This window comes from Paraburkholderia sp. CNPSo 3281 (assembly GCF_024206515.1).
GTDB classification, from domain to species: domain Bacteria; phylum Pseudomonadota; class Gammaproteobacteria; order Burkholderiales; family Burkholderiaceae; genus Paraburkholderia; species Paraburkholderia nodosa.
Genome location: NZ_JAMBPS010000005.1, coordinates 81,798 through 107,848 on the forward strand (window position 1 = coordinate 81,798; position 26,051 = coordinate 107,848).

General features: G+C 62.8%; 26 protein-coding genes. 7 read left to right on the plus strand and 19 right to left on the minus strand.

Annotated features, from left to right (window positions below; all coding sequences use genetic code 11):
• Positions 1–11: 11 nt before the first annotated feature.
• The 9 genes from M3I56_RS07925 to M3I56_RS07965 form a co-directional block, all read right to left on the minus strand.
• Positions 12–1,166 (minus strand): acyl-CoA dehydrogenase family protein, encoded by a 1,155-nt coding sequence (locus tag M3I56_RS07925; protein WP_254353311.1) that lies wholly within the window; start codon positions 1,164–1,166, stop codon positions 12–14.
• Positions 1,167–1,197: 31 nt separating this feature from the next.
• Positions 1,198–2,397 (minus strand): acyl-CoA dehydrogenase family protein, encoded by a 1,200-nt coding sequence (locus tag M3I56_RS07930; RefSeq protein ID WP_254353312.1) that lies wholly within the window; start codon positions 2,395–2,397, stop codon positions 1,198–1,200.
• A gap of 43 nt (positions 2,398–2,440) precedes the next feature.
• Positions 2,441–3,583 (minus strand): CaiB/BaiF CoA-transferase family protein, encoded by a 1,143-nt coding sequence (locus M3I56_RS07935; RefSeq protein WP_254353313.1) that lies wholly within the window; start codon positions 3,581–3,583, stop codon positions 2,441–2,443.
• A 3-nt stretch (positions 3,584–3,586) separates the two neighbouring features.
• On the minus strand, positions 3,587–4,441 hold the full coding sequence (locus tag M3I56_RS07940) for an SDR family oxidoreductase (protein WP_375541697.1): 855 nt from the start codon (positions 4,439–4,441) through the stop codon (positions 3,587–3,589).
• A gap of 44 nt (positions 4,442–4,485) precedes the next feature.
• The gene (locus M3I56_RS07945) at positions 4,486–5,301 is read right to left on the minus strand and encodes an enoyl-CoA hydratase/isomerase family protein (protein WP_254353315.1); all 816 of its coding nucleotides are present in this window, start codon (positions 5,299–5,301) and stop codon (positions 4,486–4,488) included.
• A 17-nt stretch (positions 5,302–5,318) separates the two neighbouring features.
• Positions 5,319–6,125 carry an enoyl-CoA hydratase/isomerase family protein gene (locus M3I56_RS07950; RefSeq protein ID WP_254353316.1) on the minus strand — a complete coding sequence of 269 codons (807 nt, stop codon included), beginning with the start codon at positions 6,123–6,125 and terminating at the stop codon, positions 5,319–5,321.
• A gap of 11 nt (positions 6,126–6,136) precedes the next feature.
• Positions 6,137–6,937: an enoyl-CoA hydratase/isomerase family protein gene (locus M3I56_RS07955; RefSeq protein ID WP_254353317.1), complete on the minus strand. Its 801-nt coding sequence runs from the start codon at positions 6,935–6,937 to the stop codon at positions 6,137–6,139.
• A 141-nt stretch (positions 6,938–7,078) separates the two neighbouring features.
• The gene (locus tag M3I56_RS07960; protein ID WP_254353318.1) at positions 7,079–8,230 is read right to left on the minus strand and encodes a thiolase; all 1,152 of its coding nucleotides are present in this window, start codon (positions 8,228–8,230) and stop codon (positions 7,079–7,081) included.
• 60 nt (positions 8,231–8,290) lie between these two features.
• Complete coding sequence (locus tag M3I56_RS07965; RefSeq protein WP_254353319.1) at positions 8,291–8,656, minus strand: Zn-ribbon domain-containing OB-fold protein; 366 nt, start codon at positions 8,654–8,656, stop codon at positions 8,291–8,293.
• A 386-nt stretch (positions 8,657–9,042) separates the two neighbouring features.
• Between M3I56_RS07965 and M3I56_RS07970 the strand changes: the two genes are divergently transcribed.
• From M3I56_RS07970 to M3I56_RS07995, 6 genes are all read left to right on the plus strand, one after another.
• Positions 9,043–10,206, plus strand: a complete 1,164-nt coding sequence (locus M3I56_RS07970) for an acyl-CoA dehydrogenase family protein (protein ID WP_254353320.1) — start codon at positions 9,043–9,045, stop codon at positions 10,204–10,206.
• Positions 10,207–10,255: 49 nt separating this feature from the next.
• On the plus strand, positions 10,256–10,732 hold the full coding sequence (locus M3I56_RS07975) for a MaoC/PaaZ C-terminal domain-containing protein (protein WP_254353321.1): 477 nt from the start codon (positions 10,256–10,258) through the stop codon (positions 10,730–10,732).
• A 2-nt stretch (positions 10,733–10,734) separates the two neighbouring features.
• Positions 10,735–11,988: a CaiB/BaiF CoA-transferase family protein gene (locus M3I56_RS07980; protein WP_254353322.1), complete on the plus strand. Its 1,254-nt coding sequence runs from the start codon at positions 10,735–10,737 to the stop codon at positions 11,986–11,988.
• Positions 11,989–12,026: 38 nt separating this feature from the next.
• Complete coding sequence (locus M3I56_RS07985; protein ID WP_254353323.1) at positions 12,027–12,791, plus strand: glucose 1-dehydrogenase; 765 nt, start codon at positions 12,027–12,029, stop codon at positions 12,789–12,791.
• A 43-nt stretch (positions 12,792–12,834) separates the two neighbouring features.
• Positions 12,835–13,611, plus strand: a complete 777-nt coding sequence (locus tag M3I56_RS07990) for an enoyl-CoA hydratase-related protein (RefSeq protein WP_254353324.1) — start codon at positions 12,835–12,837, stop codon at positions 13,609–13,611.
• A 124-nt stretch (positions 13,612–13,735) separates the two neighbouring features.
• Positions 13,736–14,491 carry a tyrosine-protein phosphatase gene (locus tag M3I56_RS07995; protein WP_254353325.1) on the plus strand — a complete coding sequence of 252 codons (756 nt, stop codon included), beginning with the start codon at positions 13,736–13,738 and terminating at the stop codon, positions 14,489–14,491.
• 44 nt (positions 14,492–14,535) lie between these two features.
• Here the strand turns inward: M3I56_RS07995 and M3I56_RS08000 are convergent, their stop codons facing one another.
• The gene (locus M3I56_RS08000) at positions 14,536–15,687 is read right to left on the minus strand and encodes a Gfo/Idh/MocA family protein (protein ID WP_254353326.1); all 1,152 of its coding nucleotides are present in this window, start codon (positions 15,685–15,687) and stop codon (positions 14,536–14,538) included.
• A 150-nt stretch (positions 15,688–15,837) separates the two neighbouring features.
• The gene (locus tag M3I56_RS41340; protein ID WP_254353327.1) at positions 15,838–16,281 is read right to left on the minus strand and encodes a nuclear transport factor 2 family protein; all 444 of its coding nucleotides are present in this window, start codon (positions 16,279–16,281) and stop codon (positions 15,838–15,840) included.
• Positions 16,282–16,420: 139 nt separating this feature from the next.
• On the opposite strand from M3I56_RS41340, the gene M3I56_RS08010 reads away from it, so the two are divergent.
• Positions 16,421–17,308, plus strand: coding sequence for an SDR family NAD(P)-dependent oxidoreductase (locus M3I56_RS08010; RefSeq protein ID WP_254353328.1), 888 nt, complete (start codon positions 16,421–16,423; stop codon positions 17,306–17,308).
• A gap of 21 nt (positions 17,309–17,329) precedes the next feature.
• Here the strand turns inward: M3I56_RS08010 and M3I56_RS08015 are convergent, their stop codons facing one another.
• The 8 genes from M3I56_RS08015 to M3I56_RS08050 form a co-directional block, all read right to left on the minus strand.
• A complete protein-coding gene (locus tag M3I56_RS08015) occupies positions 17,330–18,010 on the minus strand; it encodes a TetR/AcrR family transcriptional regulator (protein WP_254353329.1) in 681 nt (226 codons plus the stop codon).
• Positions 18,011–18,098: 88 nt separating this feature from the next.
• Positions 18,099–19,130 carry a nitronate monooxygenase gene (locus M3I56_RS08020; RefSeq protein ID WP_254353330.1) on the minus strand — a complete coding sequence of 344 codons (1,032 nt, stop codon included), beginning with the start codon at positions 19,128–19,130 and terminating at the stop codon, positions 18,099–18,101.
• A 21-nt stretch (positions 19,131–19,151) separates the two neighbouring features.
• Positions 19,152–19,931, minus strand: a complete 780-nt coding sequence (locus M3I56_RS08025) for an SDR family NAD(P)-dependent oxidoreductase (RefSeq protein ID WP_254353331.1) — start codon at positions 19,929–19,931, stop codon at positions 19,152–19,154.
• A gap of 51 nt (positions 19,932–19,982) precedes the next feature.
• Complete coding sequence (locus M3I56_RS08030; protein WP_302056714.1) at positions 19,983–20,777, minus strand: enoyl-CoA hydratase/isomerase family protein; 795 nt, start codon at positions 20,775–20,777, stop codon at positions 19,983–19,985.
• A 79-nt stretch (positions 20,778–20,856) separates the two neighbouring features.
• Positions 20,857–21,594, minus strand: coding sequence for an enoyl-CoA hydratase (locus tag M3I56_RS08035; protein WP_254353332.1), 738 nt, complete (start codon positions 21,592–21,594; stop codon positions 20,857–20,859).
• 19 nt (positions 21,595–21,613) lie between these two features.
• Positions 21,614–22,774 carry an acyl-CoA dehydrogenase family protein gene (locus M3I56_RS08040; protein WP_254353333.1) on the minus strand — a complete coding sequence of 387 codons (1,161 nt, stop codon included), beginning with the start codon at positions 22,772–22,774 and terminating at the stop codon, positions 21,614–21,616.
• A gap of 79 nt (positions 22,775–22,853) precedes the next feature.
• On the minus strand, positions 22,854–24,065 hold the full coding sequence (locus M3I56_RS08045; RefSeq protein ID WP_254353334.1) for an acyl-CoA dehydrogenase family protein: 1,212 nt from the start codon (positions 24,063–24,065) through the stop codon (positions 22,854–22,856).
• Between the two features lie 5 nt (positions 24,066–24,070).
• The gene (locus M3I56_RS08050; RefSeq protein ID WP_254353335.1) at positions 24,071–26,002 is read right to left on the minus strand and encodes an AMP-binding protein; all 1,932 of its coding nucleotides are present in this window, start codon (positions 26,000–26,002) and stop codon (positions 24,071–24,073) included.
• Between the last annotated feature and the right edge of the window lie 49 nt (positions 26,003–26,051).

Here is a 26,051-nt window from a genome sequence, read left to right on the forward strand (position 1 = left end):
GGATACGCGGCTCACGCTGCTGCATCGATCAGCCCGCCGGCATTGGCGAGCTGGGTCAGATGATGTTCGGTCGAGCCGAACTGGATATCGATCACGCTCAGGCGTCGCAGGTAGTGGCCGATCTTGCACTCCTCGGTCATCCCGATGCCGCCGTGCAGCTGCACGCCTTGCTGGCCGACGAAGCGGCCCGAGCGTCCGATCTGCACTTTCGCGGCGGACATGCTGCGATCGCGCTCCCCAACATCCGGCTCCTCGCTCATCATGGTCGCGAAGAGCGCCATGCTGCGCGCCTGCTCCACCATGACCAGCATGTCGACCGCCCGATGCTGGAGCGCCTGAAACGACCCGATAGGCACGCCGAACTGCTTGCGGACCTTGAGATACTCCACAGTCTCTTCGTGCGCGGCGGCCATCGCGCCGACGGCCTCCGCGCTCACCGCGGCGATTGCGTTCGCAACGACCGTTTCGATGAGCGGGAACGCAGCACCCGCGACTCCCAGCACGTCGCTATCCGAAACGCGCACGCCGGAAAACTCGATGTCTGCCGCGCTCAGCCGGTCCTGTGTCGGATACACGCGGCGTGTCACGCCCGCCGCATCGCTCCTCACCACGAACAGGCCGATGCCGTCACGCTCGCGCCTGCCGCCCGACACCCGCGCCGACACCACGAGGAGATCGGCGCTGCCGCCGTGCAGCACCACGCGCTTGGCGCCGTCGATCACCCATCCGTCGCCTTCACGCCGCGCGGTGGCCGCAACGTCCGCCAGGTCGTACCGCGACTGCGCTTCGCTGTGCGCAAAGGCCATCAGCAGTTCGCCCTGCGCAATCTGTGGCAGAATCTCCGCGCGTTGCGCCGTGTTGCCGCCAAGGCGCACGAAGCCGCCCCCCAGTACGACCGTTGCGAGGTACGGTTCGACCGCGAGGCCGCGGCCCAACGCCTCCATGACGATCATCGTTTCGACGGGACCGCAGTTGCTGCCGCCGTATTCCTCGTCGAATGAAAGACCCAGTAGCCCCATCTCCGCATAGCGCGCCCATTGCGCGCGGCTGAAGCCGTCCGGCTCCGCGAGATACTTCGCACGCTGCTCGAAACCGTACTCGTCCTTGACGAGCCGCTCGACGCTGTTCTTGAGCATGCGTTGCTCATCGGTGAAATCAAAGTCCATAGCCCACGCCTCTCCGCTGTTCGACCGTCGCTCAAAGTCCCAATACCGACTTGGCGAGAATGTTCTTCTGAATCTCGTTGGAACCGCCCACAATCGAAACGTGACGCGCAAAGTAGTGGTTCGGCGCGATCGTAAGCGCCCATTCGGGCTCGCGAACCGCGTCGCCAAGACCGCGAAGGAAGTCGACATCGAGCGGCAACGCATCCGGACCCGCCACTTCCAGCAGCAGTTCGGCGGAAAGTTGCTGGAGTTCCGAACCCTTGATCTTCAGGATCGAGGTCTTCGGGTCCGGCACATGGCTCTCTTGCGCGCTGCTTTCGGCGATCACGCGCATCTGCGTCATTTCCAGCGCCTTCAACTCCACTTCCACGGCCGCTACCCGCTCCCGAAAGCGCGGGTCGTCCCACAGCACGCCGTCACCGCACGGCACGCGCTTCGCCAGGTCCTTTGCGTGCCGCACGCGCATCTTCGAAACGCCCACGCGCGCGATGCCGCTGCGCTCGTTGCCGAGCAGATACTTGGCGTAGTCCCAGCCCTTGTTTTCCTCGCCAATGCGATTCGCGACTGGGACGCGCACGTTGTCGAAGAACACCTCGTTGGTTTCGTGGTGCCCGTCTATCGTGATGATCGGGCGCACCGTCAGGCCCGGCGTCTTCATGTCGATCAGCAGGTAAGTAATGCCCTGTTGCTTCTTCCCGCTCGAATCCGTGCGCACGAGACAGAACATCCAGTCGGCGTGATGCGCCGTCGAGGTCCAAAGCTTCTGCCCGTTGATGACATAGTGGTCGTCATCGCGAACCGCATGGGTTCGCAGCGCGGCCAGATCCGAACCCGCGCCCGGCTCGGAAAAGCCTTGGCAGAACCAGTATTCGAGGCTCGCGATGCGCGGCAGGAAGTGACGCTTCTGCTCTTCGCTGCCGAACGCGATCAACACCGGGCCGATCATGTTCACGTTGAACGACAGCGTCTCGGGCGCCGGAGCCATGTGCAGCTCTTCCTTGAAGATGTATTGCTGCACGGCGCTCCAGCCCGTCCCGCCCCACGCCTTGTCCCACGCCGGCGTCGCCCAGCCGCGCTCGTAGAGAATGCGCTGCCAGCGGCGCAGGTCGGCCGCCGAATAACGCTGTCCCAGGCTAGCCTTACGTCGAATGTCGGCGGGCAGCGCTTCCTTGAAGAAGGCTCTCACCTCATTGCGGAACGCCAGCTCCTCGTCGGTATATCGCAGATCCATGAGTGTCTCGTTTCGTTTTTTTGGGTCGCCTGCCGTGTGCCGCTCAGGCCAGCGTTCCCGCTTCTTTCAGCTCGCCAATGCGGCCCGGTTCGAGCCATGCGGCGAGCGCTGCATCGACCGTTGCCGCGTCGGGTGCTTCGGGGGCCGTCGGTTTCGCGGGCACCGTGGCGGAAAAGCGCGGCGCCGGAGCGGGCTGCACGATGCCGTCGACTTCGATGAACGTGCCGCGCGCCTTCAGATGCGCATGTTCGGGCGCCTCGGTCCACGACAGCACCGGTGCGAAGCATGCGTCCGAATGCTCGAGCAGCGCGGTCCATTGCTCGCGTGTGCGGCTCTTGAACTTCAGCGCAAACAGTGCGCGTGCGGCGGCCCAGTTGCTTTCTTCGAGCTGTGCGCCGAGGGTTCCCGGGTCGATGTCGAGCAGGCGCAGCAGTTCGAGATAGAACTTGTCCTCGATGGGACCGATCGTGATCCACTTGCCGTCCGCGCATTCGTACACGTCGTAGAAGTGTGATCCGGAGTCCGTGATATTCGTCCCGCGCCCGTCACGCCAGATTCCGGCAGCCTGCATGCCGAAGAACGTGGTGGCAAGGTTGGCTGTGCCATCGACGATCGCGGCATCCACGACCTGGCCCGCGCCGCCGTTGCGCGCATGCAGGATCGCCGAGAGCAGCCCCATCGCGAGATACAGCGAACCGCCGGCATAGTCACCGATCAGGTTGAGCGGTATCGACGGCGGCTGATCGCGGCGGCCTATCGCGTCGAGCACGCCGGTGATCGCGATGTAGTTCAGGTCATGCCCGGCGTACTGCGCGAGCGGACCGTCTTGCCCCCATCCCGTGATGCGCCCATAGGCGAGTTTCGCGTTGCGCTCGAGGCAGACCTGCGGGCCGAGTCCGAGGCGCTCGGTCACACCAGGGCGGAAGCCTTCGATCAAGGCGTCGGCGCGCTCCACCAGAGAGAGCACGAGTTCGACGGCCTCCGTGTCTTTCAGGTCAAGCGCGATCGTCTTCCGGTTGCGCAGCAACAGGTTGTAGCGCAGCGGGCGCTCGATACCGAGCTTGACGGGCTGGCGACGCTCGATGCGCAACACCGTCGCGCCGAGGTCGGCGAGCAACATCGCGGCCATGGGGCCCGGCCCGATGCCGGCCAGCTCGATGATTCGGACTCCTGCGAGCGGACCCATCGTTCAACCCTTGCGCGCATGGGTGCGCATGGCGTCCCATTGTTCGTCGGTCCAGTCCTGCATGGCACGGAAGGTCGGGCCACCAACGCCCTGCATCCAGCGGCCACCGTCAATCACGATCATGTCGCCGGTGATGTAGCCGGACCCATCCGAAGCCAGATACGCGTAAAGATCGGCGAGTTCCGTGTGATCGCCAAAGCGGCGCAGCGGGACGGAGCGCTCCTGCGGCTCGACCTGCGAGCCCGGCGGATACAGTTGCTCCCAGGCGCCGGGCGTCGGGAAGAGTCCGGGCGCCACCGCGTTCAGGCGAATGCCCTTCGGGCCCCACTCGACCGCAAGGCTACGGGTCATCGCCAGAACACCGGCCTTCGCCGCAGCGGACGGCGCCGTAAAGGCCGAGCCGGTCATCGTGGGCGTAGAGACCGTGCTGATCACGTTGCCCGTGTGGCCCGCGTCGATCCAGCGTTTGCCCGCCGCGATCGTGCAATAGAAGCTGCCGTGCAGCACGATGTCGAGCACCGCATCCACCGCCCGGGGCGAAAGGCTTTCCGTGCGCGCGATGAAATTGGCCGCGGCATTGTTCAGCAGCACGTCGAGCGGGCCGTCCTGCCAGATCGCATCCATCATCGCCTCGACGGATTCCGCGCTGCGCACGTCCGCTTGAACACTCGTAATGCGTGCGCCGGGCACCACGCCGCGAAACTCGTCGGCGGTCGCATCGAGCACTTCCTTGCGGCGGCCGCAGATGACAAGATCGGCGCCCAGTTCGAGATAGCGTCGGCCGATACTTTTCCCGAGCCCCGTGCCCCCGCCGGTGATCAGGATTCGTTTGTTCTTCAGCAGGTCAGGCGTAAACATATGCATTGAACTTCCAGTAGAGACAGCAATGAAGAACGGCGGCTTCAGGCGCCCGTGAAAACCGGCTTGCGCTTTTCCATGAAGGCCTTCACGGCTTCCGTGTGATCGCTCGTTTGACGCGCCAGCGGATTGAGATCGGTTTCCAGACGGCATGCGTCCTCGATCGAGTTGCCCGCGTTGACGAGGCTCGCCTTCAGGAGCGCCAGCGTCACCGGCGGATAGCTCGCAAAGCGAGCCGCAGCCTCGACCGCCGCATCGAGCGCGTGTCCGCTCGCCGTCACCTCGCTGACGAGGCCGATACGGCGCGCCGTGGCTGCATCGACGACATCGCCCTTCAGCATCAGTTCACGCGCCTTGCCGCCACCCACCTTTTGCGGGAGCGTCCAGAGAATCCCGGTGTCGGGCAGCAGGCCAACCTTGCCGAAGGCACACGAGTATTTCGCCGTCTCGGCGCTGACCACGACATCACAGGCAGCAGCCAGCGAGACGCCCGCTCCATAGCAACTGCCTTCCACTGCCGCGACGACAGGCTTCGTGCCCGTATAAATCAGCTTGAACAGACGCACGCCCACCGCAATGCGCTCACGCAGCGCGAGCAATGGCGGCGTGGCCGCGTGCATTTCCGAGAGGTCGCCGCCCGCGCAAAAATGACCGCCCGCGCCCGCCAGCACGATGGCGCGCGTATCCGGGTCGTCGTTCATGAGCCGCTGAAACACCTCGGTCAGCGCGAGCCGCATCTTCATGGAGAACGCGTTGCGGCGCTCGGGATAGTTCATCGTGACAATGGTCACGTCGCCTTCGCGGTGCACCTGCACGATCTCGTCGGTGGCCGCCGCCTTTTCCTTCTGCTCGATACTCATCGCTGGGGTCCCCGCGCTCACTCACCGGTGAAGACCGGTGTGGTCTTTTCCATAAATGCCTTGCACGCAGCCTGATGGTCTTTCGACTGACGCAGAATGGGCTGATAGTCGATCTCAGCTCGCAGCGCGCCTTCCATCGTGGTCGCGGCGTTGGTGAGCGATTCCTTAAGCAGCGCCACGCCGAGCGGCGGCAAGGCCGCGAGGCCGAGTGCAACTTCAATCGCCCTGGCGCGCGCCGCGCCCGGCTCGACCACGTCGTTTGCGAGGTCGATTGCCACGGCCTTGTTGCCGTCGATCTCCGTGGCGAGCGAAAGCATCTCGCGCGCGCGGGCCATGCCAATGCGCTTCGGAAGCGTCCACAGAATGCCGGTATCCGGAATCAGCCCCACGCGCAGAAACGCAGCGCAAAAACGCGCGCTCGACGCTGCGACGACGTAATCGGCCGCCACCGCGAGCGACAGGCCGGCGCCGAAGGCCACGCCTTCCACCGCCGCCACAACGGGCTTCGGACCCGCCTGCATTTCGCGCACCACCATGCAGGATTCCGCCAGGATCTCGCGGCTTTGCAGGATCGTGCGTTTCGTCATCTCGGAGATGTCCGCACCCGCGCAAAAATGCTCGCCCGCGCCAGCGAGTACAATTGCGCGCGACTCAGGGTCGTCGACCATGAGACGATGCACCGTGTCACGCAGCAACTGGCGCATCTGGCGCCCCATTGCATTGCGGCGTCGCGGATTGTTCAACGTCACGATCGCGACCGGCCCCTCGCGGGTCACCTCGATCAGCGGCGCCGTTTCGGTTGCTGCCGTTTGTTCTTCGCTCATGTTGGCTCCCTTCAGTCGGCCACGAACACCGGCTTGCGCTTTTCCATGAAGGCGCTCACGGCTTCCTGGTGTTCGCGGCTGCGGCGCAGGATGGGCTGCAGGTTGACTTCGGCTTCGATCGCTTCGTCGAGCGTGCGGATGCCCGTCGCGAGCGCGGCCTTCAGGTGCGCGGTGGCGACCGAGGGCAATTCCGCGTACTGTTGCGCCACCTTCAAGGCCGCGTTCTGCGCCTCGCCGGGCTCGACGACCTGGTTCGCGAAACCGGTCTCACCGGCTTCGACGCCGTTGAACTCGCGCGCGCTCAGCATGAGTTCACGTGCGAGGCCACCGCCCACGCGTTGCGAGAGCGACCAGTAGAGCCCCGTATCGGGCAGCAGCCCGACTTTCACGAACGCGCTCGCATAGCGCGCCGTCGACGATGTGACGACGTAGTCGCAAGCCGCTGCGAGCGAGAGGCCTGCGCCAAACGCAAACCCTTCGACCGCCGCGACCACCGCTTTTGGACCTTCGACCATCAGTCTGAAGATATCGAGCGGCAGTTCATTGCGTTGCCGGTACTCGAGCACCTTGCGCGTCTGCATCTCCGAGATGTCGCCGCCCGCACAAAATGTATTGCCTGCGCCGGTCAGGACGATTGCGCGGCAACTTTCCTCGTGATGCATCAGCCGATAAAGTTGCGCATACAACGTCTCGCGCATCTTCAATGAAAACGCGTTGCGGCGTTGGGGGTAATTCAATGTGACGATCGCGATTGCGCCGTCTTGCTGGGCCTGGACGATCTCTGTCGCGTCGCTGCCGGTCTCTTCGCTCATCTGTCCGTCTCCTGTCGATCAGAGTTGGCGCTTCAGCGCTTACTCTGATCCCATGCAAAGCTGTCGATCAGAGTTGGCGCTTCAGCGCTTACTCTGATCCCATGCAAAGCTGTTGACCGTGGCCTGGGCGGCCGGCGTGTCTTACAGCGTTTCCTCTGTTCCGAGAATCACCGTGGCCTGGCTCGAGAGCACGCCGCCGTTGCCGTGCGCGATGGCCAGCTTCGCGCCGGGGATCTGGCGCTCGCCGGCGCGCCCCGTCAGTTGCCGCATCGACTCTTCGATCAGGAAAAGCCCATACATGCCGGGGTGAACGCAGGACAAGCCGCCGCCGTTCGTATTCACCGCGAGCCGGCCGCCCGGCGCGATGGCCCCATCCGAAACGAAGCGACCGCCTTCGCCCTTAGGGCAAAAGCCGAGGTCTTCGAGGAACAGTATGGTGTTGATCGTGAACGCGTCGTACAGCATCGCGATATCGATGTCGCCGGCGTTCACGCCCGCCATGTCATACGCGCGCCGGCCCGATTGCGCCGCCGCAGTCAACGTGAGATCGGGCATGCTCGCAATTTCGCGGTGTGACGTGGCCGAGGCCGCGCCGAGCAGATAGACGGGCTTGTGGGTCAGATCGCGGGCGCGATCGGCGCGCACCATGACGACGGCCGCCGCGCCATCCGTCACGAGGCAGCAATCGCGCACGGAAAGCGGGTCGGATACGAGACGCGCGCCCATCACGTCATCGATCGACATGGGTGTGCGCATGTACGCATCCGGATTGAGCTGCGCCCATTTGCGCGCGGCGACGGCCACCTCGGCCAGATGTTCGCGCTTCGTGCCGAACTGGTGCATATGCCGCGCTGCCGCGAGCGCATAAGACGAGACCGGATTCATCGGCTTGTACGGGCTCTCCCACGGCGAGGGACGCGACGACTGCACGAGCTTGCCCGCCGCGCTGCGCTGGTTGCTCCCATATGCGATCAGTGCGACGTCGATCTGGCCCGTACACAACGCCATCGCCGCAGTGTGTGCGTAAATCTCGAACGCCGAGCCGCCGCTTCGGTTGTTGTCGGTGAACTTCGGGTTAATACCGAGGTATTCGGCAAACGTGAGGCCCGAGAGCATGTCGTCGGGCGTGCACACGAACAGGCCATCGACATCGCCGGGCGTGAGCCCTACCTGGGCCAGCGCGTCGACGGAAGCGCGCGCAGCAAGGTCCATCGACGACAACCCAGGTGCTTCCCCAATCCCATAGGTGGCGCCTGCCACCAGTGCGGTACGCCCGCGCAAGTTGAATTCCATTCGATCTACCTTTCATCAGGTGCGACCGGCTCTTGACGGCCGGTTGCGGGTTAGCGGGCGTCAGGCTGGTTCGAATACGAGCAGTGCCGCATCCCCCCGGTAGACGATCTTCGCCTGCACGGGCATGCCAATGCGCACGGCCTCCGGCTCGATGCCCTCAACGCAGCTGAGCATGCGCACACCTTCCTCCAGATCGATCACTGCAACGTTGTAGCTCGGCGTGGGCGACTTCTGGCGCACGACCGTGGTGGAATAAACCGTGCCTTTCCCGCACGCCTCGACCCATTCCAGATCGCGCGCCCCGGTAACCGGCTCGGCCACGCGCGGATAGAACACATAGCGGCCGCTGCTGCGGCTGCGCTGGATCATCAAGCGGCCCTCGGCCAGAAACTTCTGATAGTCGACTTCAGGACAAAGAGAGTCCATTCCCCGCTCCTCCAAATCGTTTTTGCCTTAGGGCTCACGCGAATCGAGCCACTGCGTCGGGCCAAAATGGAACAAATAACCGAACACTGTTCCAAATATTAAACGCATCGGAAGCATGCTGTCAACGGCGGGAAAGCCCTGCCGTGCCCCGCCCCACAAGGCTGACACTACATCCCGGCGAAATTCCGGGCGCACCTCGGACAAACCCGCGGCAGCCAGTTTCTGCGCTTGACGGCAATCTAGTCCATCGTTTACTTTATCGAACATTGTTCAATATTATGAAGATGCCGGAACGATTCGGAGCAGTCAGCGAGGGTGAAAAGTTTCCCTACTCCGAAAGTCGCATCTGGGGCCGGCCCGGAAAACCGCCAGTAAGAGAGCTCGAAGTGACATACGAACTAACAGACGACCAGGTTCAGATCCGCGACCTCATCCGTCGCGTCGCAAGGGAGCGCGTGGCACCGCGCGCCGACGAGATCGATCGTACGGCCGAGTATCCCCATGACATGTACGCACTGCTTAAGGAACTGGGCCTCTTCACGTTGCCGTTTCCCGAAGCGTATGGCGGCGCCGGCAGCGTGATGTCGGCCTGTATCGCCGTCGAGGAGTTCGGGCGGGTTTGCTACAACACTGGCTACTTGCTGGTCGTGCAATGGACGCCCTTTGGCGCCATTCTCGAAGGAGGCACGGAGGAACAGAAGGCACGCCTTCTGCCAGGACTCGCATCCGGCGAATTGCGCGGGGCGCTCTCAATTACAGAAGCGCAAAGCGGCTCAGACGTATCCGGCATTCGCACCACCGCGCGCCGCAAGAACGGTGGCTATGTGCTCAACGGCTCAAAGATCTGGTGCACGAACTCGCACATTGCCGACTTCATTCTCGTCGCGGCAAAGACGCTCGATGAGGAAGGACAGCCGCTGGGGATCAATCTCTTCATCGTCGATCGCAACACGCCCGGGCTCACGATCGGCAATGAAGAAGACAAGATGGGTGCGCGCGGCGTGGCGTCGTGCCCCCTCTATTTCGACGACGCCGTCATTCGCACGGAAGACCGTCTCGGGCCGGAAGGCGGCCAGGGATTCAAGGTGGCAATGGAAGCGCTCAACACGAGCCGCCCCATCGTTGCCGCGCGCGCGGTCGGCATCGCGCAGGGCGCGATCGACCACGCCGTCAAGTTCATTCAGGAGCGCGTAGCGTTCGGCCAGACCATCAGCAACTTCCAGGGTGTGCGCTGGATGATCGCCGACATGGTTACGCAGACCGAAGCCGCGCGCCAACTCGTCTACCGCACGGCATCGCTCGTCGACGCGGGCGTAAGCGGACGCGAACTTGCTCCAATGGCTGCGATGGCGAAGATGTTCGCATCGGATGTCGCCATGAAGGTCGCGACCGACGCCGTGCAGCTATTTGGCGCTGCCGGCATCTCCAACGAGTACCCGATCAACCGTTATTTCCGCGACGCAAAGGTTGTGCAGATCATTGAAGGCACCAACCAGATCCAGCGCAACATCGTCGCGGACAACGTGCTGGGCCGCATCAAGAAGAACTGAAAAACGACAGTTGAGCTTACAAGCGAGCGACAACAACAGAGGACAGGCAATGGAAGAAATCGAAACGGTTGGTTTGGGTATCCACTGGGAGGACCTGCCCGTTGGACGCAAGTTCAAGACCGTGGGCCGCACAGTCACCGAAACGGACGTCGTGAATTTCGTATCCGTGACTGGCATGCTGGAAGTGCTGTTTACCAACACAGAGTTTCTAAGGGAGCAGTCCGCGATCAAGGGACGCGTCGCGCCGGGGGCACTCGTGTTTACGCTCATGGAGGGGCTGCTCACGCAGGCCACCATGCAGGGCGTCGGCTTCGCGTTCCTCAACATGGAGCTGGATATCAAGGGTCCCACCTACGTGGGCGACACGATTCATGTGGAATGCGAAGTGATTGAATGCCGTCCGAGCAAGGGGCGCCCAGGACTTGGCCTGGTACGCACGCGTAACCGCGTGTTCAAGCAGGACGGCACGGAGGTGATGGTGTATACGCCGCTCAGACTCGTGAAGGGCAAAGAATACAAGGCCTGAGCATGGAAAATCCACAACAACCCCTCGAACGGGCCACGGGCCCGTTAGCCGGTGTGCGCGTGATCGACCTGACCATCAACGTGCTCGGTCCGGTAGCCACGCAACTGCTCGGCGACATGGGTGCGGACATCATCAAGATCGAACCGCCCGAAGGCGACCAGAACCGCAAGAACGGTCCCGGCCGCAATCCCGACATGGCCGTGTTCTATACGATCATGAACCGCAACAAGCGGAGCGTGATCCTGAACCTCAAACAGGCCGAGTGCCGCGAAGCGCTGCTCAAGCTTGTCGAAACGGCCGACGTCATCGTGCACAGCATGCGTCCGAGCGCCGCCGAGCGGCTCGGCATCGGCTATGAAGCCGTGCGCTCGCGCAACCCGCGCATCGTGTACGCGTCGGGCGCCGGCTACCGCATCGACGGCCCCTACAAGGACCGCCCCGCCTTCGACGACGTGATCCAGGGCGAAACCGGCATTGCCGCGATGAACCGTGACGCTGACGGCTCGCCGCGCTACTTCCCCACCGTGATCGTCGACAAGTTCTGCGGTTACGTGCTGGCCTCATCAATCGGCATGGCGCTCTATCACCGCGAGCGTACCGGTCTCGGTCAGCTCGTCCATGTGCCGATGTTCGAGACGATGCTGCAGTTCAATCTTTTCGAGCATCTCTGGGAAGGCGCGCTGGGCTCCAACGACGGCACCGGGCTCGGCTACCCGCGCATGTTCTCGCCGTACCGGCGGCCCTATGCGACGAAAGACGGCCATATCTGCCTGCTGGCGGTGAATAACGAGCAATGGCGCCGCGTGCTGTGCGCAATCGATGCAGCGCATCTGCTGGACGACCCGCGTTTCTGCCACATGACCGAGCGCATGCGCAACATCAACGAGTTGTACCGCATCGTCGGCGACGCCATACGCAACAAGACCACGGCCGAATGGAACGCCATTTTTGCCTCAGCGGACGTTCCGCACGGTCCCGTACGCGACCTGAAAGACCTGATGCACGACGCGTACATCAAGGAGACCGGCTTCTTCCAGCGCTTCGATCACCCGACCGAAGGCGACATGGTCATGACCTCGATCCCGGTGCACTTCTCCGAGTCGCCCGGCAACGTTCGCTATCTGCCGCCGAATCTCGGCGAGCACAGCATCGAAGTTCTGATCGAAGCGGGTTATAGCGCAAGCGAAGCCAGCGCGCTCGTCGCCCGTGCCACGGGAAAAGGCGAAGCCGTTACGGAAGCGTTGAGCAAAGACTAACTGGCGCGAAAGCGCCTCGCACATCACGGAGGGAATCAATGAAGGGGCTCAAGGAGAAGGTCGTCATCGTAACCGGCGCCGCGGGCGGGATCGGAACCGCCATCAGCAAGCGATTCGGCGAGGAAGGCTCGACCGTCGCGCTGTTCGATCTGAACGAAGAAGGCGCGGCACGTGTCGCGGCGGAAATCGAGGCGGCGGGTGGCAAGGCGCGTGCGTACCGCGTCGACATCACGGATCACGAAGGCGTACACGCCGCCGTGGCCAAAGTCGAGCAAGAACTCGGTCCAATCGAGGTTCTCGTCAACAACGCGGGTTGGGACATGGGTTCGTTCTTCCTGCAAACGGAGAAGCCGTTCTGGGACAAGGTCGTCGCCATCAACCTGTACGGCCCGCTGAATATGCACCACGCCGTGTTGCGACGCATGGCTGAGCGCGGCCGTGGCCGCGTCGTGAACATCTCGTCCGATGCGGGACGCGTGGGCTCCTCGATGGAAGCCGTGTACTCGTTCTGCAAAGGCGGTCTCATCGCGTTCACGAAAACCATGGCGCGCGAAATGGCCCGCCAGCATATTCCCGTCAACGTCGTTTGCCCCGGCCCCACCGCGACCCCGCTGCTCGACAACCTCGCGCAAGGCGAGAAAGGCGAGCGCATCAAGGCCGCGCTCGTGAAGGCCGTACCTTTTGGCCGTATGGGTGAACCGGGCGATATCCCCGGCACGGTTGCCTTCCTCGCGAGCGACGACGCCGCTTTCATCAGCGGCCAGGTCATCAGCGTGTCCGGCGGTCTGACGATGGCCGGCTAACCGGCGTCTCGAACCTGCTCAACAAACAACATCGGAATACGACATGGAATTCAGGGACATTGTCTACAAGGAAGCGGATGGCGTCGCGACGATCACCATCAATCGCCCCAACGTCTATAACGCGTTCAACGCCAACACCTGTGAAGAACTGATCAAGGCCTTCGGTCTCGCGGGATGGAACAAGGATATCGGCGTCGTGGTGCTCACCGGCGCCGGCGAAAAGGCGTTCTGCACCGGCGGCGACCAGTCCGGCGACGGCTACAATGGCCGCGGCACCGTGGGCCTGCCGATCGAGGAACTGCAAAGCATCATCCGCGACATTCCGAAGCCGGTGATCGCACGCGTGAACGGCTACGCGATCGGCGGCGGCAACGTGCTCGTGACGATCTGCGACCTGGCGATCGCATCCGAGACCGCGATTTTCGGCCAGGTCGGTCCGAAGGTGGGTTCGGTCGATCCGGGTTTCGGCACCGCGTACCTCGCGCGCATCATCGGCGAGAAGCGCGCACGGGAAATCTGGTACATGTGCCGCAAATACAGTGCGAAACAGGCGCTCGACTGGGGCCTCATCAACGCAGTCGTGCCTCCCGAGCAACTCGATGCCGAAACGAAGAAGTGGTGCGACGAGATTCTGCAGATGAGCCCCACCGCCATCGCGCTGGCAAAGCGCTCGTTCAATATCGATACCGAGAATATCCGCGGCATCGGTGCGTTCGCGATGCAAGCGCTCGCGATGTATTACGACACGGACGAGTCGAAGGAAGGCGGCAATGCGTTCCGCGAAAAGCGCAAGCCGGAGTTCCGTAAGTACGTGAAGTAAGGACGCACGTGCCTGCCGTCGCCAGCCCACCTCATTTCAATTTTCGCGCGTGTACGTCGATAGTGAGGCACCCGAAAACACTCATTGCCTCGGCCACGGCTCATGGTAAATGGAGGTCGGCAGTATGCTAGACGGAGCACCGAATTTTCGAGATCTTGGTGGACTTCTCGCGCGAGATGGGCGGCGCGTCCGCGCAGGCTTCATCTACCGCTCGGGAAGCCTTTCAGGGCTGACCGAGCGCGATCTCGACATCGTCACGAAACTTGGAATTCGCCTGGTTTGCGATATGCGCAGCGAGCGGGAGCGGAAGGCGGCACCAAACCGATGGCTGCCCGTTCAGGGCGTGGAGGAACTTCACATCGAGGTCGGAGTCGATTTGCGTGCGGGCGAAGCGTCGCTACTTGAAATCCTTAGGCACGACCCGAATGCGGATGGCGCCCGGCGGATGATGCTGCAGACCTACCGGAATTTGCCCAATGCGTTTTCCAGTTCGATCCGGGGTCTGTTCGCGCGGCTTGTCGATGGTGATTGTCTGCCCGTCATTTTCCACTGCACGGCGGGCAAAGACCGGACTGGATTTCTGATAGCCATCATCCTCCATGCGCTGGGCGTCTCGCGCGATACGATCTATCGTGATTATCTGAGGAGCACGCGCAATGGACTCTTGCGCGAATCCGCTGCGCAGGCGATGGCCATCCATTTCGGCGCAGCGCTCGATGCGTCGGTGATCGATGTTGTAGCCGGCGTCGATGCGCTCTATCTCCATGAGGCTTTCTCGGCGATGGCAGCCAGCCACGGCTCGGTAGAGCGTTACCTCGAAGACGTTGCCGGACTCGACCCGTCTCAACTACATCGGTTGCGCGACGCCCTGCTGGAGTGAAGGAGAACGTGGCTCGAATAGCGACCGCGCTTCCCTTGCGAGCCTCACCGGCCGCCGATCTCGATCCACCGCCCGCTGCGGCCGGATTCGATCACCGCCTCCACCACCTGGTGCGCGTGCGTGGCTTCCTCGAAGCTGGGTGACGGTGCCCGTTTTTGCTCGATGGCCTGGAGCATGTCGTGAAACATCCATCCCATCGACACCATGTACGAAGGCGCGTTCTCCTTCGAGAACCCGGTTCCCGGCACTTCGAAATAGTGTGCGGGCGTTTCGAGCCACTCGCCTCCCGCGGTGCCGAATTCGAATGGTTCCGGCTTGCCCGCATAAAGACGCGATGAAACCCCATCGCCAAACGTGGGATCGACATAGAGCAGGCGCCCTTTCGTTCCCCACAGTTCTGCGCGGATGCCGGGACCGTCGGCCACGGCCCAACTCGTCTGGACCGTGCCTAGCGCGCCGTTTTCCGTGCGCAGGACGCTACAGCCGAGATCGGCGGTGTCCGGCGTGAATACGCTGCCGTCCGGCAGGCGCCATTGCTTGATGCCCGTTGTGTCCGAACCGGTAGCCGCTTTCACCCGCCCGAGCAGCGGCATGAGCAGGAGCACCATGTGGCTGCCGAAATTGCGCCATGCGCTGCCGCCGCTTTGCGCGTCGGCAAGCCACTTGTAGGGCGAGACGCCGCCGCCGGGATAGGAGGCGTGTGGATAGATGAAACCATCGTGGTTGCGCAGTGGCTGAAGCAGCTGAAAATTGAATCCGAGCGGTTCGCCGAGGAACCCTTCTGCGATCAGCGCCTGCATGTGCATCGCTGCGGGCACCCAGCGGAACTGTGCATCGACGACCCCAACCAGTCCCTTCTTCGTGGCGAGTTCGCTCTGCGCAACGGCATGCGCCGTATCGACCGCAAAGGGCAGCGCGTCATACACGTGTTTGCCGGCGTTGAGGGCAGCCATGACCATTTCGTAGCGATATGCAGGCCTGCTGCCGACATCGATGATGTCGAGCGTCGGATCGGCGACGAGATCGGCGACGTTCCAATACGCGCGCGGCACGCCGAATGCCTGCGCCGCCGCTTCAGAGGTCTCGCGGTGCGCGGTGCAGACCGCCGCCACCTCCACATCCGGCAGCAGCCGCCAGGCGCTGCCGTGCACTTTCAGGCTCCAGTTGGCGCCGATGATGCCGATTCTGCGTGTCACGATCGCTTCTCCATGTCTCACTTTCTCTTTTCGTTGGTCACAGGCCGAGCCTCGTCCGGCCGCCGCTTCGCCGCCGCCGGTAGCTGGTGATGATCGCAACGCGCCCGGCGAAGCGAATCGCCGATTGCGCGTCCGATACGTGTATTGCACTCATGCCTGCACTCCGACATCGACGCGTAGCCGCCGCAGTTTCATGTTCTTGATCGACCACTGGCCGTCGATCTTCACGTAGGTTTCGACATAGTGGCCGTAGCCATGCAGCGTACGGTTTGGATACGCCGAGTCCGCTTCCCAACGCAACGTGTCTTCCATCGCCCACGTGCCGTTCGCGGTGGTGCTCGATGTGATGTCGATCTCCGGGCAATGGCCGTGATGAACGCTCACGCATCCGGCAAGCGGCACACTGACCGCGCGCACGATGTTCTCCCTGCCCGCGAGAATGCATCCGGGCACGTCGTCGCTGATGTCGAGTTGGCCATCTGGCGCGAACACGGAGCCGAACTCTTCCCAGTTCTTCGTATCGACGCAGCGCAGATAGCGCGCTTTGAGCTGCTTAATCTCCTCGATTGCAAGGAGTCGTTCGATGTCGGTCACGCAGGCTCCTCCAAGGATCGACGTCTTCCGCAGATTGCTTTGATATCCTTGAGAAACAATAGCACCTTCAGTACCATTATTCAATACGCGGACTCTGATGTGTTCTCGTTCACCCACATCACAATGACAGGAGGAGCCGATGGAAATTCTGGATCGCAGAGGCGCGCTTGAAGGGCGCAGAGCCGTGTTGGTTGGCGGCGCGGCAGGAATTGGCAGAGCGGTCACGCTTGCACTCGGCGAGGCCGGTGTTGACATCGCGTTTTGCGACGTCGATGACGAAAGCATTGCGAGCACATCGGCGGCGTTGCGGACGATGGGACGCCGCGTGTTCGGCATGCATGCGGACGCCACGCGGTCCGATCAGCTCGCGCAATTCTATGGCGAGACTGCGCGCTTCTTCGACGGCATCGACGTGCTTGTGAATGTGGTCGGCGGCACGCGCATGCAGCCATTCATGGAGCGCACGGAACACGATTGCGCCGACGACGTTCAGCGCAATTTCGGCTACGTAATCGAATCCGTGCGCCACGCGGTGCCGCTACTACAACTCAGCGGCCGCGGCGGATCGATCGTGAATTTCACGACCATCGAAGCACATCGCGGCGCCGGTGGTTTTGCCGTCTACGCGGGCGCGAAAGCCGCAACGACGAACTTCTCGAAGGCGATGGCCTGGGAACTCGGCCCGCTTGGAATACGCGTGAACCTGATCGCGCCCGACACGACGCCCAGCGCGGGGAACGCCGCAGCCATTCCCGAGCCATGGCGCTCGCTCAACGCCGGCGCCCCGCCTGAATGGTGGGCGAAGGCCTTTCAAATGTACATCCCGCTGCAAACTCCTCCTGCTGCGGACGACCTCGCCAATGCCGTGCTGTTCCTCGCATCCGACCTCGCGAGGTCGATCACAGGTCAGGTACTGCATGTGGACGGCGGTGCCGCGGCCGCCCTCGGCATGCTGCGCTGGCCTTACGACGAAGGCGCGACACTCCCCGTTCCCATGGGCGGCACGCTGCGCAAACTGTTTGGTTAGCGCAGCGGCGCGAGCCCTCACCTATTTCCGGGCAGATGCGCGCGGCAGTATGCCGTCGAGGAACAGCGTGAGTGCAAACTCCAGCGCGCCTCGCCGCTCGTTTTCGCGAGGCGGCTCGCCGAGGAAGCTGGCGAGACCGCCACTCGTCAACGCGCCGAAGCACGCAGCGGCCGCGCGCGGATCGGCAACAACGATCTTTCCGCTGCGCGCCAGCGTAGCCAGATATCCGGCGATGGGAGCCAACGCCCTGTCCTGCTGTTCGACAACGTGCCCGAGCATGTCTCCCAGTTCTTCTCTCGCCTCGCTTACCGCCCGCCACATCGCGCGTATGCTCGGATCGGAGTGGTAGGACTGAATGATTTCGCCGTAATCTCGCAGTACCGAACGCGGCGAGCGGCGAGCATCGGTGGAGACCTGGGCAAGCGGATCGAGCAGCAGCGGAACGCCGCGCTCCATCGCCGCGCTCAGCAAACCGGCCTTGCTTCCGTAGCGCCGGTAGATCGTGGATTTGCTCGCGCCAAACGAGGCCGCAATGCCGTCCATGGTCGCGGCTCGATAGCCCACAGCCATGAACTGCTCCAGTGTGTGGTCGAGCAGTTCATCCTGGCGCTTCTCCGCGTCGGCCTTGAATGGGCGGCCCCGCTTCGCACGTGGTAAAGCCTCGTCCTCAAACGTGGCCTGCGGCCTTTTCACTGCGCTCATGGCGTGTCGATAGAAATTGCGTATGAATTGCCGGAATTGAAACCAGTACGCGAGATTGTAGCCCAGGGGCCACTTGCGCCGGACCTGCCTAGCCCGCCGCACGCTCTATCGTCACCATGACATCTGAATACATCATCAGTTTGCTCAGCCGGTTCGACGCTGCCACTGCGTCGTCGATCATCTCGTCGAAGATGGCTTCGACGTTCCTCACCGCATCGGCAAAGACCGCCGCGTGGCCGTAGTCGATCATGCCCTTGCGGGTGTCGCCAGTCACGTAGGCATCGTGTGCAAGCGCGCCCATCACGTGAGGGCGGAATTGCTCGAACTCGGTCACCTGTGCACGATCCAGTTCCATGACCGCCTCGGCGCTCTCGTTGCGCAGCACGCGATGGTGATCACGGATCGCAGACTTGACCACGACGCTCTCGCTGCCGTCGCCCGCCACCACCGTCGCCTTGACCTCGGGATGAATCCACAACTCCTCGGCAACCATCATGCGCGTGCCCATGATGACCGCGTCGGCCCCCATCGCCAGCACGCCTGCAAGTTGCCGCCCCGTGCCGATGCCGCCGCCGATCACAACGGGCAAGCCAACTTCCCGCGGCGCCTGCGCGGCCTGCACGATGCTGCCGATCTGATAGATGCCGGGGTGTCCGCCGCACTCGTTGCCGACGACGATCACACCGTCGACGCCCATCCGCGCAGCCGTATGCGCATAGCGCACAGCGGGCACCTTGTGCAAAACCTTGATGCCCGCCTCCTTGAGGATGGGCACGACCGCTTCCGGACTCGCACCCGCCGTTTCCACGCAGGCGACGTTTTCTTCAATCAGAATGCGGATCTGCTGCTTGACGCGCTCCACACCGCCCGCTTGCCGTGAAATGTAGAGATTGACGCCGAAATTCTTCGCACCGCTGAGTTCGCGACAGGTCCGCAGCTCGTTGCGAAATTCGTCGGCATCGGGAAAGCCGGCACCGACGATGAACCCCATGCCGCCTGCATTGACGACCGCCGCGACATATCGGGCGTCGGACACGCGTGGCCCGAGGCCGCCGCAAAGAATGGGGTGGCGAATGCCGAGCAGATCGGTGATTCGCGTCTTGTACATCTGTGGGCGCACGATGCGGTTTCCTCGCGTAAGTCAGCGAAACGAGATCGTGTGGCCACCGTCCACCGCGATCGTCTGGCCGTTGATATAGCCGCCCGAGGGCGACGCCAGCAGCACGGCGAGCCCGGCAATCTCCTCGACTTCGCCGAAGCGCTGCGACGGATTGCGGCCACGGTACCATTCGACCATCGCCTCGTCTTCCCATTGCGATCGTGCCATCTCGGTCTTGAACGTGCCCGGCGCAATGCAGTTGGCAGTGACCCCCTTCGCGGCGAATTCCATCGCGAGGTTTCGCACCAGTTGCATGTCGGCGGCCTTGGTGAGCCCGTAGGTTCCCGTCACGGCGTCGCCGAACAGCCCGACCACCGATGCCACCGAAATGAAGCGGCCATAGCCGCGCTCGATCATGCCCGGCATGGTCATCTGCGCGAGCCAGATATTGCTCTGCACGTTGACCTGCATGAACTTGTTGAACGTTTCGTCCTGCAGATCGAGGGCAGATCCGATCCACGGATGAATTGCCGCATTGGCCATCACGATATCGACGCTGCCCCACTCGCCGTTCGCTGCCTCCACGAGATGTTGCAGCTCGGCCTTGCGCCCGATGTTGCAGGCAAACGGCATGGCCACGCGGCTGCCGATCTGTTCGTTGATTGCTTGCGCGGCGGATTCGCAGGCGTCGGCATTGCGGCCGGAAATGACGACCTTTGCGCCATGCTCGGCCATGCCGAGCGCGCTGGCGTACCCAATGCCGCGGCTCGATCCTGTGATGATGGCGACCCTATCGGTCAAGTCGAAAAGCGAAGAGCCCATGCGTACTCCACATAAGAATGGTGTGCCGATGAAGGAGAATCACCGTGCCAATTAGCCCTGTTTGCGTTTCTGCTGGGCGATGAACGCTGAAGCAATCTCGTGATGCTCATTGCTGAGCGTTGCCGCAAGCTGGCGCGCAAGCGTCGTGTCGAGCATCTGCGCGGCACTGCGATGGAGGTGGAGATTCATCAGCTTCTTGGTTTCTCGCAGCGCGTGACGTGGTTGTTTGAGCAGTTTTTCGGCAAGCGCCAACGCCTCGTGCATCAGCTTGCCTGGCTCCACGACGCGGTTGGCGAGTCCGTATTCAACCGCCTGCTGCGCGGTGATGCGATCGCCCGTAAAGATCAGTTCCTTCGCCCGCAGCAGGCTCGTGTAGAGCGGCCACGCTACCGAAATACCATCGCCGACGACAAGACCGATGTTGATATGCGGTTCGGCCAGAAACGACTTCTCGGACATCAGAACAATGTCGCACAACGTGGCCATCGTCGCGCCCCACCCCACCGCCGGGCCGTTGACTGCCGCGATGATCGGAATCGGCACGTCGATGAAGCCGTGTATGGTCTGGCGTGCATTCTCCTGAACACGCCGGGCGAACTCGGGGTCGTCGAGCGTCATGACGAAATGGTTCATGTCTCCGCCCGCGCTGAATGCCCTTCCCGCGCCGGTGAGAATCGCCACGCGCGCCTCGGGATCTTCAGCCAACGCCGCGAGTAGCTTTGGATAACTAAACAGCATTTCCGTCGTCGACGCGTTCAGATCGTCCGGCCGGTTGAGCGTGATGATGCGCAGGCCGCCATCTGCCGTAACTTGAATATCGTCTGGAAGGCCGTATAGATTTGTCATGTTTGCCGTCGTGGGGCCAGAGTTGCTGGATGAGCCGGCGCTACCGCGCCCGGGTTACGCGCCTTGTTCGGCGGATCGATTATTTCTGCACTTGCCACGCCATGCCGCCGCGTTGCTTTCGTTCCGCCAGCGCGGCCTTCTCGATGCGCAAGGCATCCTGGAGTGTTGCCAGCGCGCCCTGATCGATCACTTGCTTGACTGTTGCGAGGAGGTCGGGACGACGGCTCGCAATCGTCTTCGCAACCGCCTTTGCCCGCTCCATCAACTGATCGTGACCGACCACCTCGTTCACAAGGCCAATCCGCAACGCGGTCGCCGCGTCGATCGGCTCACTCGTCAGGCTGATCTGCTTGGCCCACCTCGGGCCCACGATATAGGGCAGCCGCGCTGTCATGCCGCCGCCTGCGAGTGCGCCGATTTTCGTGTGCGTGTCGGCAAAGCGCGCTCGCTCGGACGCAAGGATGAAATCGCACCCCATTGCAAGCTCGAACCCGCCAGTGACGGCGGCGCCATTCACCGCCGCGATCACCGGCTTGGTGATGCGCGGCCACATGTCGATCATTTCCGCGACTCGCGCGCGCGGCGCATCGGGCGCGGAGAAGTCGTTGAGATCGAGCCCCGAGCAAAAGGCCGGATCGGCACCCGTCACGATCAGCACGCGCAGGCTTTCGTCGGATTCGAAGCGGCGTAGTTCTTCGACCAGCGCTTCGGTCAACGCAAGGTTCAGCGCATTGCGCGCCTCGGGGCGGTTCAGTGTGAGCGTGAGTACGGCATCCTCATGCGTCGTGCCGAGCAAATCGGTTCTTTTCGCGTCCATGGCAGTGCCTCGATAAGGTTCAAGCCGCCGCCGCCAATGCCTCGTGTTGAATCTGGCATGCGTAGCGATTCAGGTGATAGTCCATGTTGCCGAACAACGCGTCGAGCACCAGATGGCGGCGATAGTGATGACCCACCTTGTATTCGTTCGTGATGCCATAGCCACCGTGCAACTGAATGCCTTGCTGCGTGACGAACTTCGCGCTGCGCGTGGTCTGCGCCTTGCAACCCGAGATCTCCACGGTTCGCTTCGCGCTGTCTTCGCTGAGCGCAAGCAATGCACGGTGCAGTGTTGCTCGCGCCTGCATGGCATCGATCGCCATGTCGGCCATACGGTGTTGCAGCGCCTGGAAGCTGCCAATTAAAACGCCGAACTGCTTGCGCGTTTTCAGGTATTCCGAAGCAAGTTCGATGGCGTCTTCCATATTGCCCACCAGTTCCGCGCAAATCGCAACGATGGCTTCGTCGACCGCTGCTTGCAGTCCTTCGTAAGCACGGCCTTGCTCGCCGACGACATCGGCATCCGCCACGATCACGCATTCGAGCAGCAGATCGGCCGACGGCGTACCGTCGAGCAGCGTGCACGTCTTGAGCGTCACGCCAGCCTGCTTCGGATCGACGAGGAAAATACCGATGCCGTCCTTGTCACAGGCTGCACCCGCGGTGCGAGCGACGACGAGCAAGCGGTCGGCAACGGGTGCACCGACCACGAGCGTCTTGTAGCCGTCCAGGCGCCAGGCGCCGTCCGCCGTCTTCTTCGCCGTGGCCGTGACGTAGTGCACCTGGCCTCGCGCCTCGCGCTCGCTATGCGCAACCGCGTAAACGGCTTCGCCGGAGACGATTTCCCCGAGCATGGTTTCGCGCTGCCCTTCGCGCCCGCAGCGCGTAACGAGCGCAGCCGGAAACACGCCGCACATCGCGTAGGGTTCCAGCACCAGTGCGCGCCCGATCTGCTCGGCCACGATGGCGCTTTCCACAGGCGAGAAACCGAGCCCGCCCATTTCCTCCGGCACCGCGATGCCAAGCCAGCCCATTTCCGCGAGCGCGCGCCATGTCTCGCGCGAAAAGCCGCCGCCTTGCGAAGCCAGATTGCTGCGATGTTCGAACGTATAGCTCTTTTGCACGAAGCGCTGCGCGCTTTCCTGCAGCATCCGCTGTTCGTCGCTCAACTCAAAGTCCATGCTGCACCCTCTTTCTACCGGCAATTGATGCGATCGCCCATAACGGCGATCGACGGATGATCGGGGATCGACGCATGCGTCACAGATCGAACATCGCCTTCGCGATGATGTTGCGCTGAATTTCAGCCGTGCCGCCGTAGATCGTGCACGCGCGCCGGTAGAAAACCTCGGCGGCGAGACCCGGCGCGTATTCGGGCCCGATGAACGATGCATCGCGCAGCGCGTGCTCTTCATTCGGATCGGGGTAGAACACGGCGCCGTAGTCGCCGATCACCTCCAGCAACATCTCCGTGAGCTTCTGGTGAAGTTCCGAGCCTCGCACCTTGAGCATGGACCCGATTGCCATGCCGCCGCTGCGCTCGTCGATCCCTTGATGCAGAATCTTCTGCACCGCCATATCAATCGCCCGAACCTCCAGTTCATGCTGCGCGAGACGCGCGGTAAACGTGGGGTCCTGAATCAATGGCCTGCCCGCCGCGCGCTCGCGCGACGCATAGTGCCGGATCTTGCGCAGATAACGCTTGAGCGCCGGTGCTTCGGCGCCGAGGAACGCACGTTCGTTAAAGAGCAGAAACTTCGTATACCCCCAGCCTTTGTTCACTTCGCCGATCAGGTTTTCGGCGGGCACGCGCACGTTGTCGTAAAACACTTCGGCCAGGTGGTGACAGCCATCGAGCGACCCGATGGGCCGCACGGTGACACCCGGCGTCGCCATGTCGAGCAGCAGGAATGAAATGCCCTTCTGCGGCTTCGCTTCGCTGTCCGTTCGTACCAGCACGAAGTTCCATTGGCCATAGGCGCCAAAGCTCGTCCAGATTTTTTGTCCGTTGACGATGTAGTGGTCTCCATCGCGAACCGCCGTCGTGCGCAGCGATGCGAGATCGGAGCCCGAACCCGGCTCCGAAAAGCCCTGCACCCAGAACACTTCGCCGCGCTGAATCGGCGGAAGAAAGCGCCGCTTCTGCTCTTCGTTTCCGAACTCGCAAATGACGGGTCCGACGAGCGATACACCCGCCTGATTCTGCGCGGGAGCGCCCGCCAAATAGCATTCTTCCTCGAAGATGTAGCGCTGCATCGCGGTCCAGCCGGTGCCGCCGTCGGCAACGGGCCAATGCGGGACCGACCATCCGCGTGTTTCATCCAGAATGCGGGTCCAGCGCTGGGAATCGTCGTCGCCTGCGAGAAAGCCCTGCTGGCCGCGAAACGCCATATCCACCGGCAGGTGCTCTTTGAGAAAAGCCCGAACTTCTTCGCGGAACGCAATGTCGGCGGGGTCTACGCGAAAATCCATACTCTTTAGCTTCCAGCGTTTTCGATACGTTGAACAGGATCTGCTTCGGCAGCGCCGGCATTGCCGACCAGCGTGCGCGGCGTGGGCGGCATGCGATAAAGCTCCTCTACGACGCCGCGACGCCGCTCGAGCACGTTGCGCTGGCTAATCGCGCTCTTCGCGCTCAATTCGCCGTTGTCGAGCGTGGGCGGCTCACTTTCGAGCACGATGCGCGCGATACGGGCGGAACTGCCGCCGGGGCGCGCCGCGAGTTTGTCGACGCCCGTCTGGAAGAACGCCAGCACACCACGGCTGTTGACGATCTGATCGACGCTCGGCGTAGGCTCGTGAAGGTCGTCGCACAGCGCACGGCACGCTTCGACGTCGGGGAATACGATTGCGGTCAGGTAATCGCGGTCGTGCCCCGCAATGACGATGTCGCGCGCATACGGGCCGAAAATGTTCAACGCATGCAGACGCAACTCGGCGACGTTGACCCATGTACCCGTGGACAGCTTGAAATTTTCCGCAATGCGGCCATCGAAGCGCAGGCCGAGTTCGATACGCTGCGGGTCGATGAAGGTTGCGGCGTCACCGGAGCGGAAATAGCCCTCCTCGTCGAACGAGGCGGCGGTGCGCTCGGGATCTTTCCAGTACCCTGGCGTAACACAGTCGCCAAAGAAACGGATCTCCAGCTTCGCACCAACTGGCGCCACCTTCACCTTGACGCCGGGCACGGGCAACCCTGCAATCGCCTCGCGCCGCGGGTCCCAGGCTGCCGACATCGGCGTGGGGCCTGCTTCCGTGCCGCCGATCCCCGACATGATGAGCACGCGCTGGCCTATCGTGCGCACGGCGAGTTCGTCGAGCTCGGCCCAGATGTACTCCGGCAGACTTGCGCCGCCGTAGTAGATCAGCGCGAGCTTGCTGAAGAATTTCTCGCGCAATGCCTTGTCGGCTTGAAGATGCGGAATGAGCGAAGCCAACCCTTGAGGCGTATTGAGGTAGACCACCGGTGCGATTTCACGCAAAGCCTGCACGGTCGGGCCAATTTCCTCCGGCGTTGGCTTGCCGGGGTCCAGGTAGTAAGTACCCCCACCGTACAGCACCATGCCGAAGTTATGCGTGCCACCGAAGGTGTGATGCCACGGCAGCCAGTCGACGAGATCCGGCGGCCCGTCCTGAAGAAACGCGAACACCTGCGCGACCTGCTGGCGATTGCTGCACAACATGCGCTGCGGGTAGATCACCCCCTTCGGTGCGCCCGTCGTACCCGAAGTGAACATGATCTTGCCCACCGTGTCCGGGCCCACTGCGTTGAACGCCTTTTCGACATCGGCGGTAACCGGCGTCTTCAGCCACTCCGCGACACGCGAACCGGCACGGCCCTCCGGCAACGGGCCGACGACGACGCACTCCACGTCACCGAATACCTCGCGCAATGCGCGGCCATACTGCGCGCCGTCATCCGCGAACACGAGCCCTGGTGTGCACACAGCCGCCAGTTGCCTGAGCTTCGAAAAGTCCTGCGATAAAAGCGAATACGCTGGGGTCACCGGAATATAAGGAATCCCGACGTGCAATGCGGCAAGCGCGAAGAGCGCATGCTCGAAGCTTCGATCCGAAAGAATCATCAACGGACGCGACGAGGACAACCCTCGATCGAGCAGCGCCTGCCCCAGTGCACGCGCACCGTCGAACGCCTGCTTATAGGTGAGGGACTCCCACGACTTGCCGTCCGGCGTGCGGCGCGCGAGCAATGCGCGCTCGGGCGTAACGCTCGCCCAGTGTTCGAGCCGCTCCGTCAAGCGGACGGGATACGGTTCGAGCGGTTCCTTCAGTTCGTACACCACGCTGCCATCGGGTCTGCGCTCGACTATCGCCTCCATGCTGCCGAGGCGAATGGGGCGAAACGGTACATCCATGAGGGCATCGTGCGAAGCCGTACCTGCATCCATCTGAATCGTCCTGTTGTTATTTGGCAAGCCATGTCCTGCGAGCGTTCGC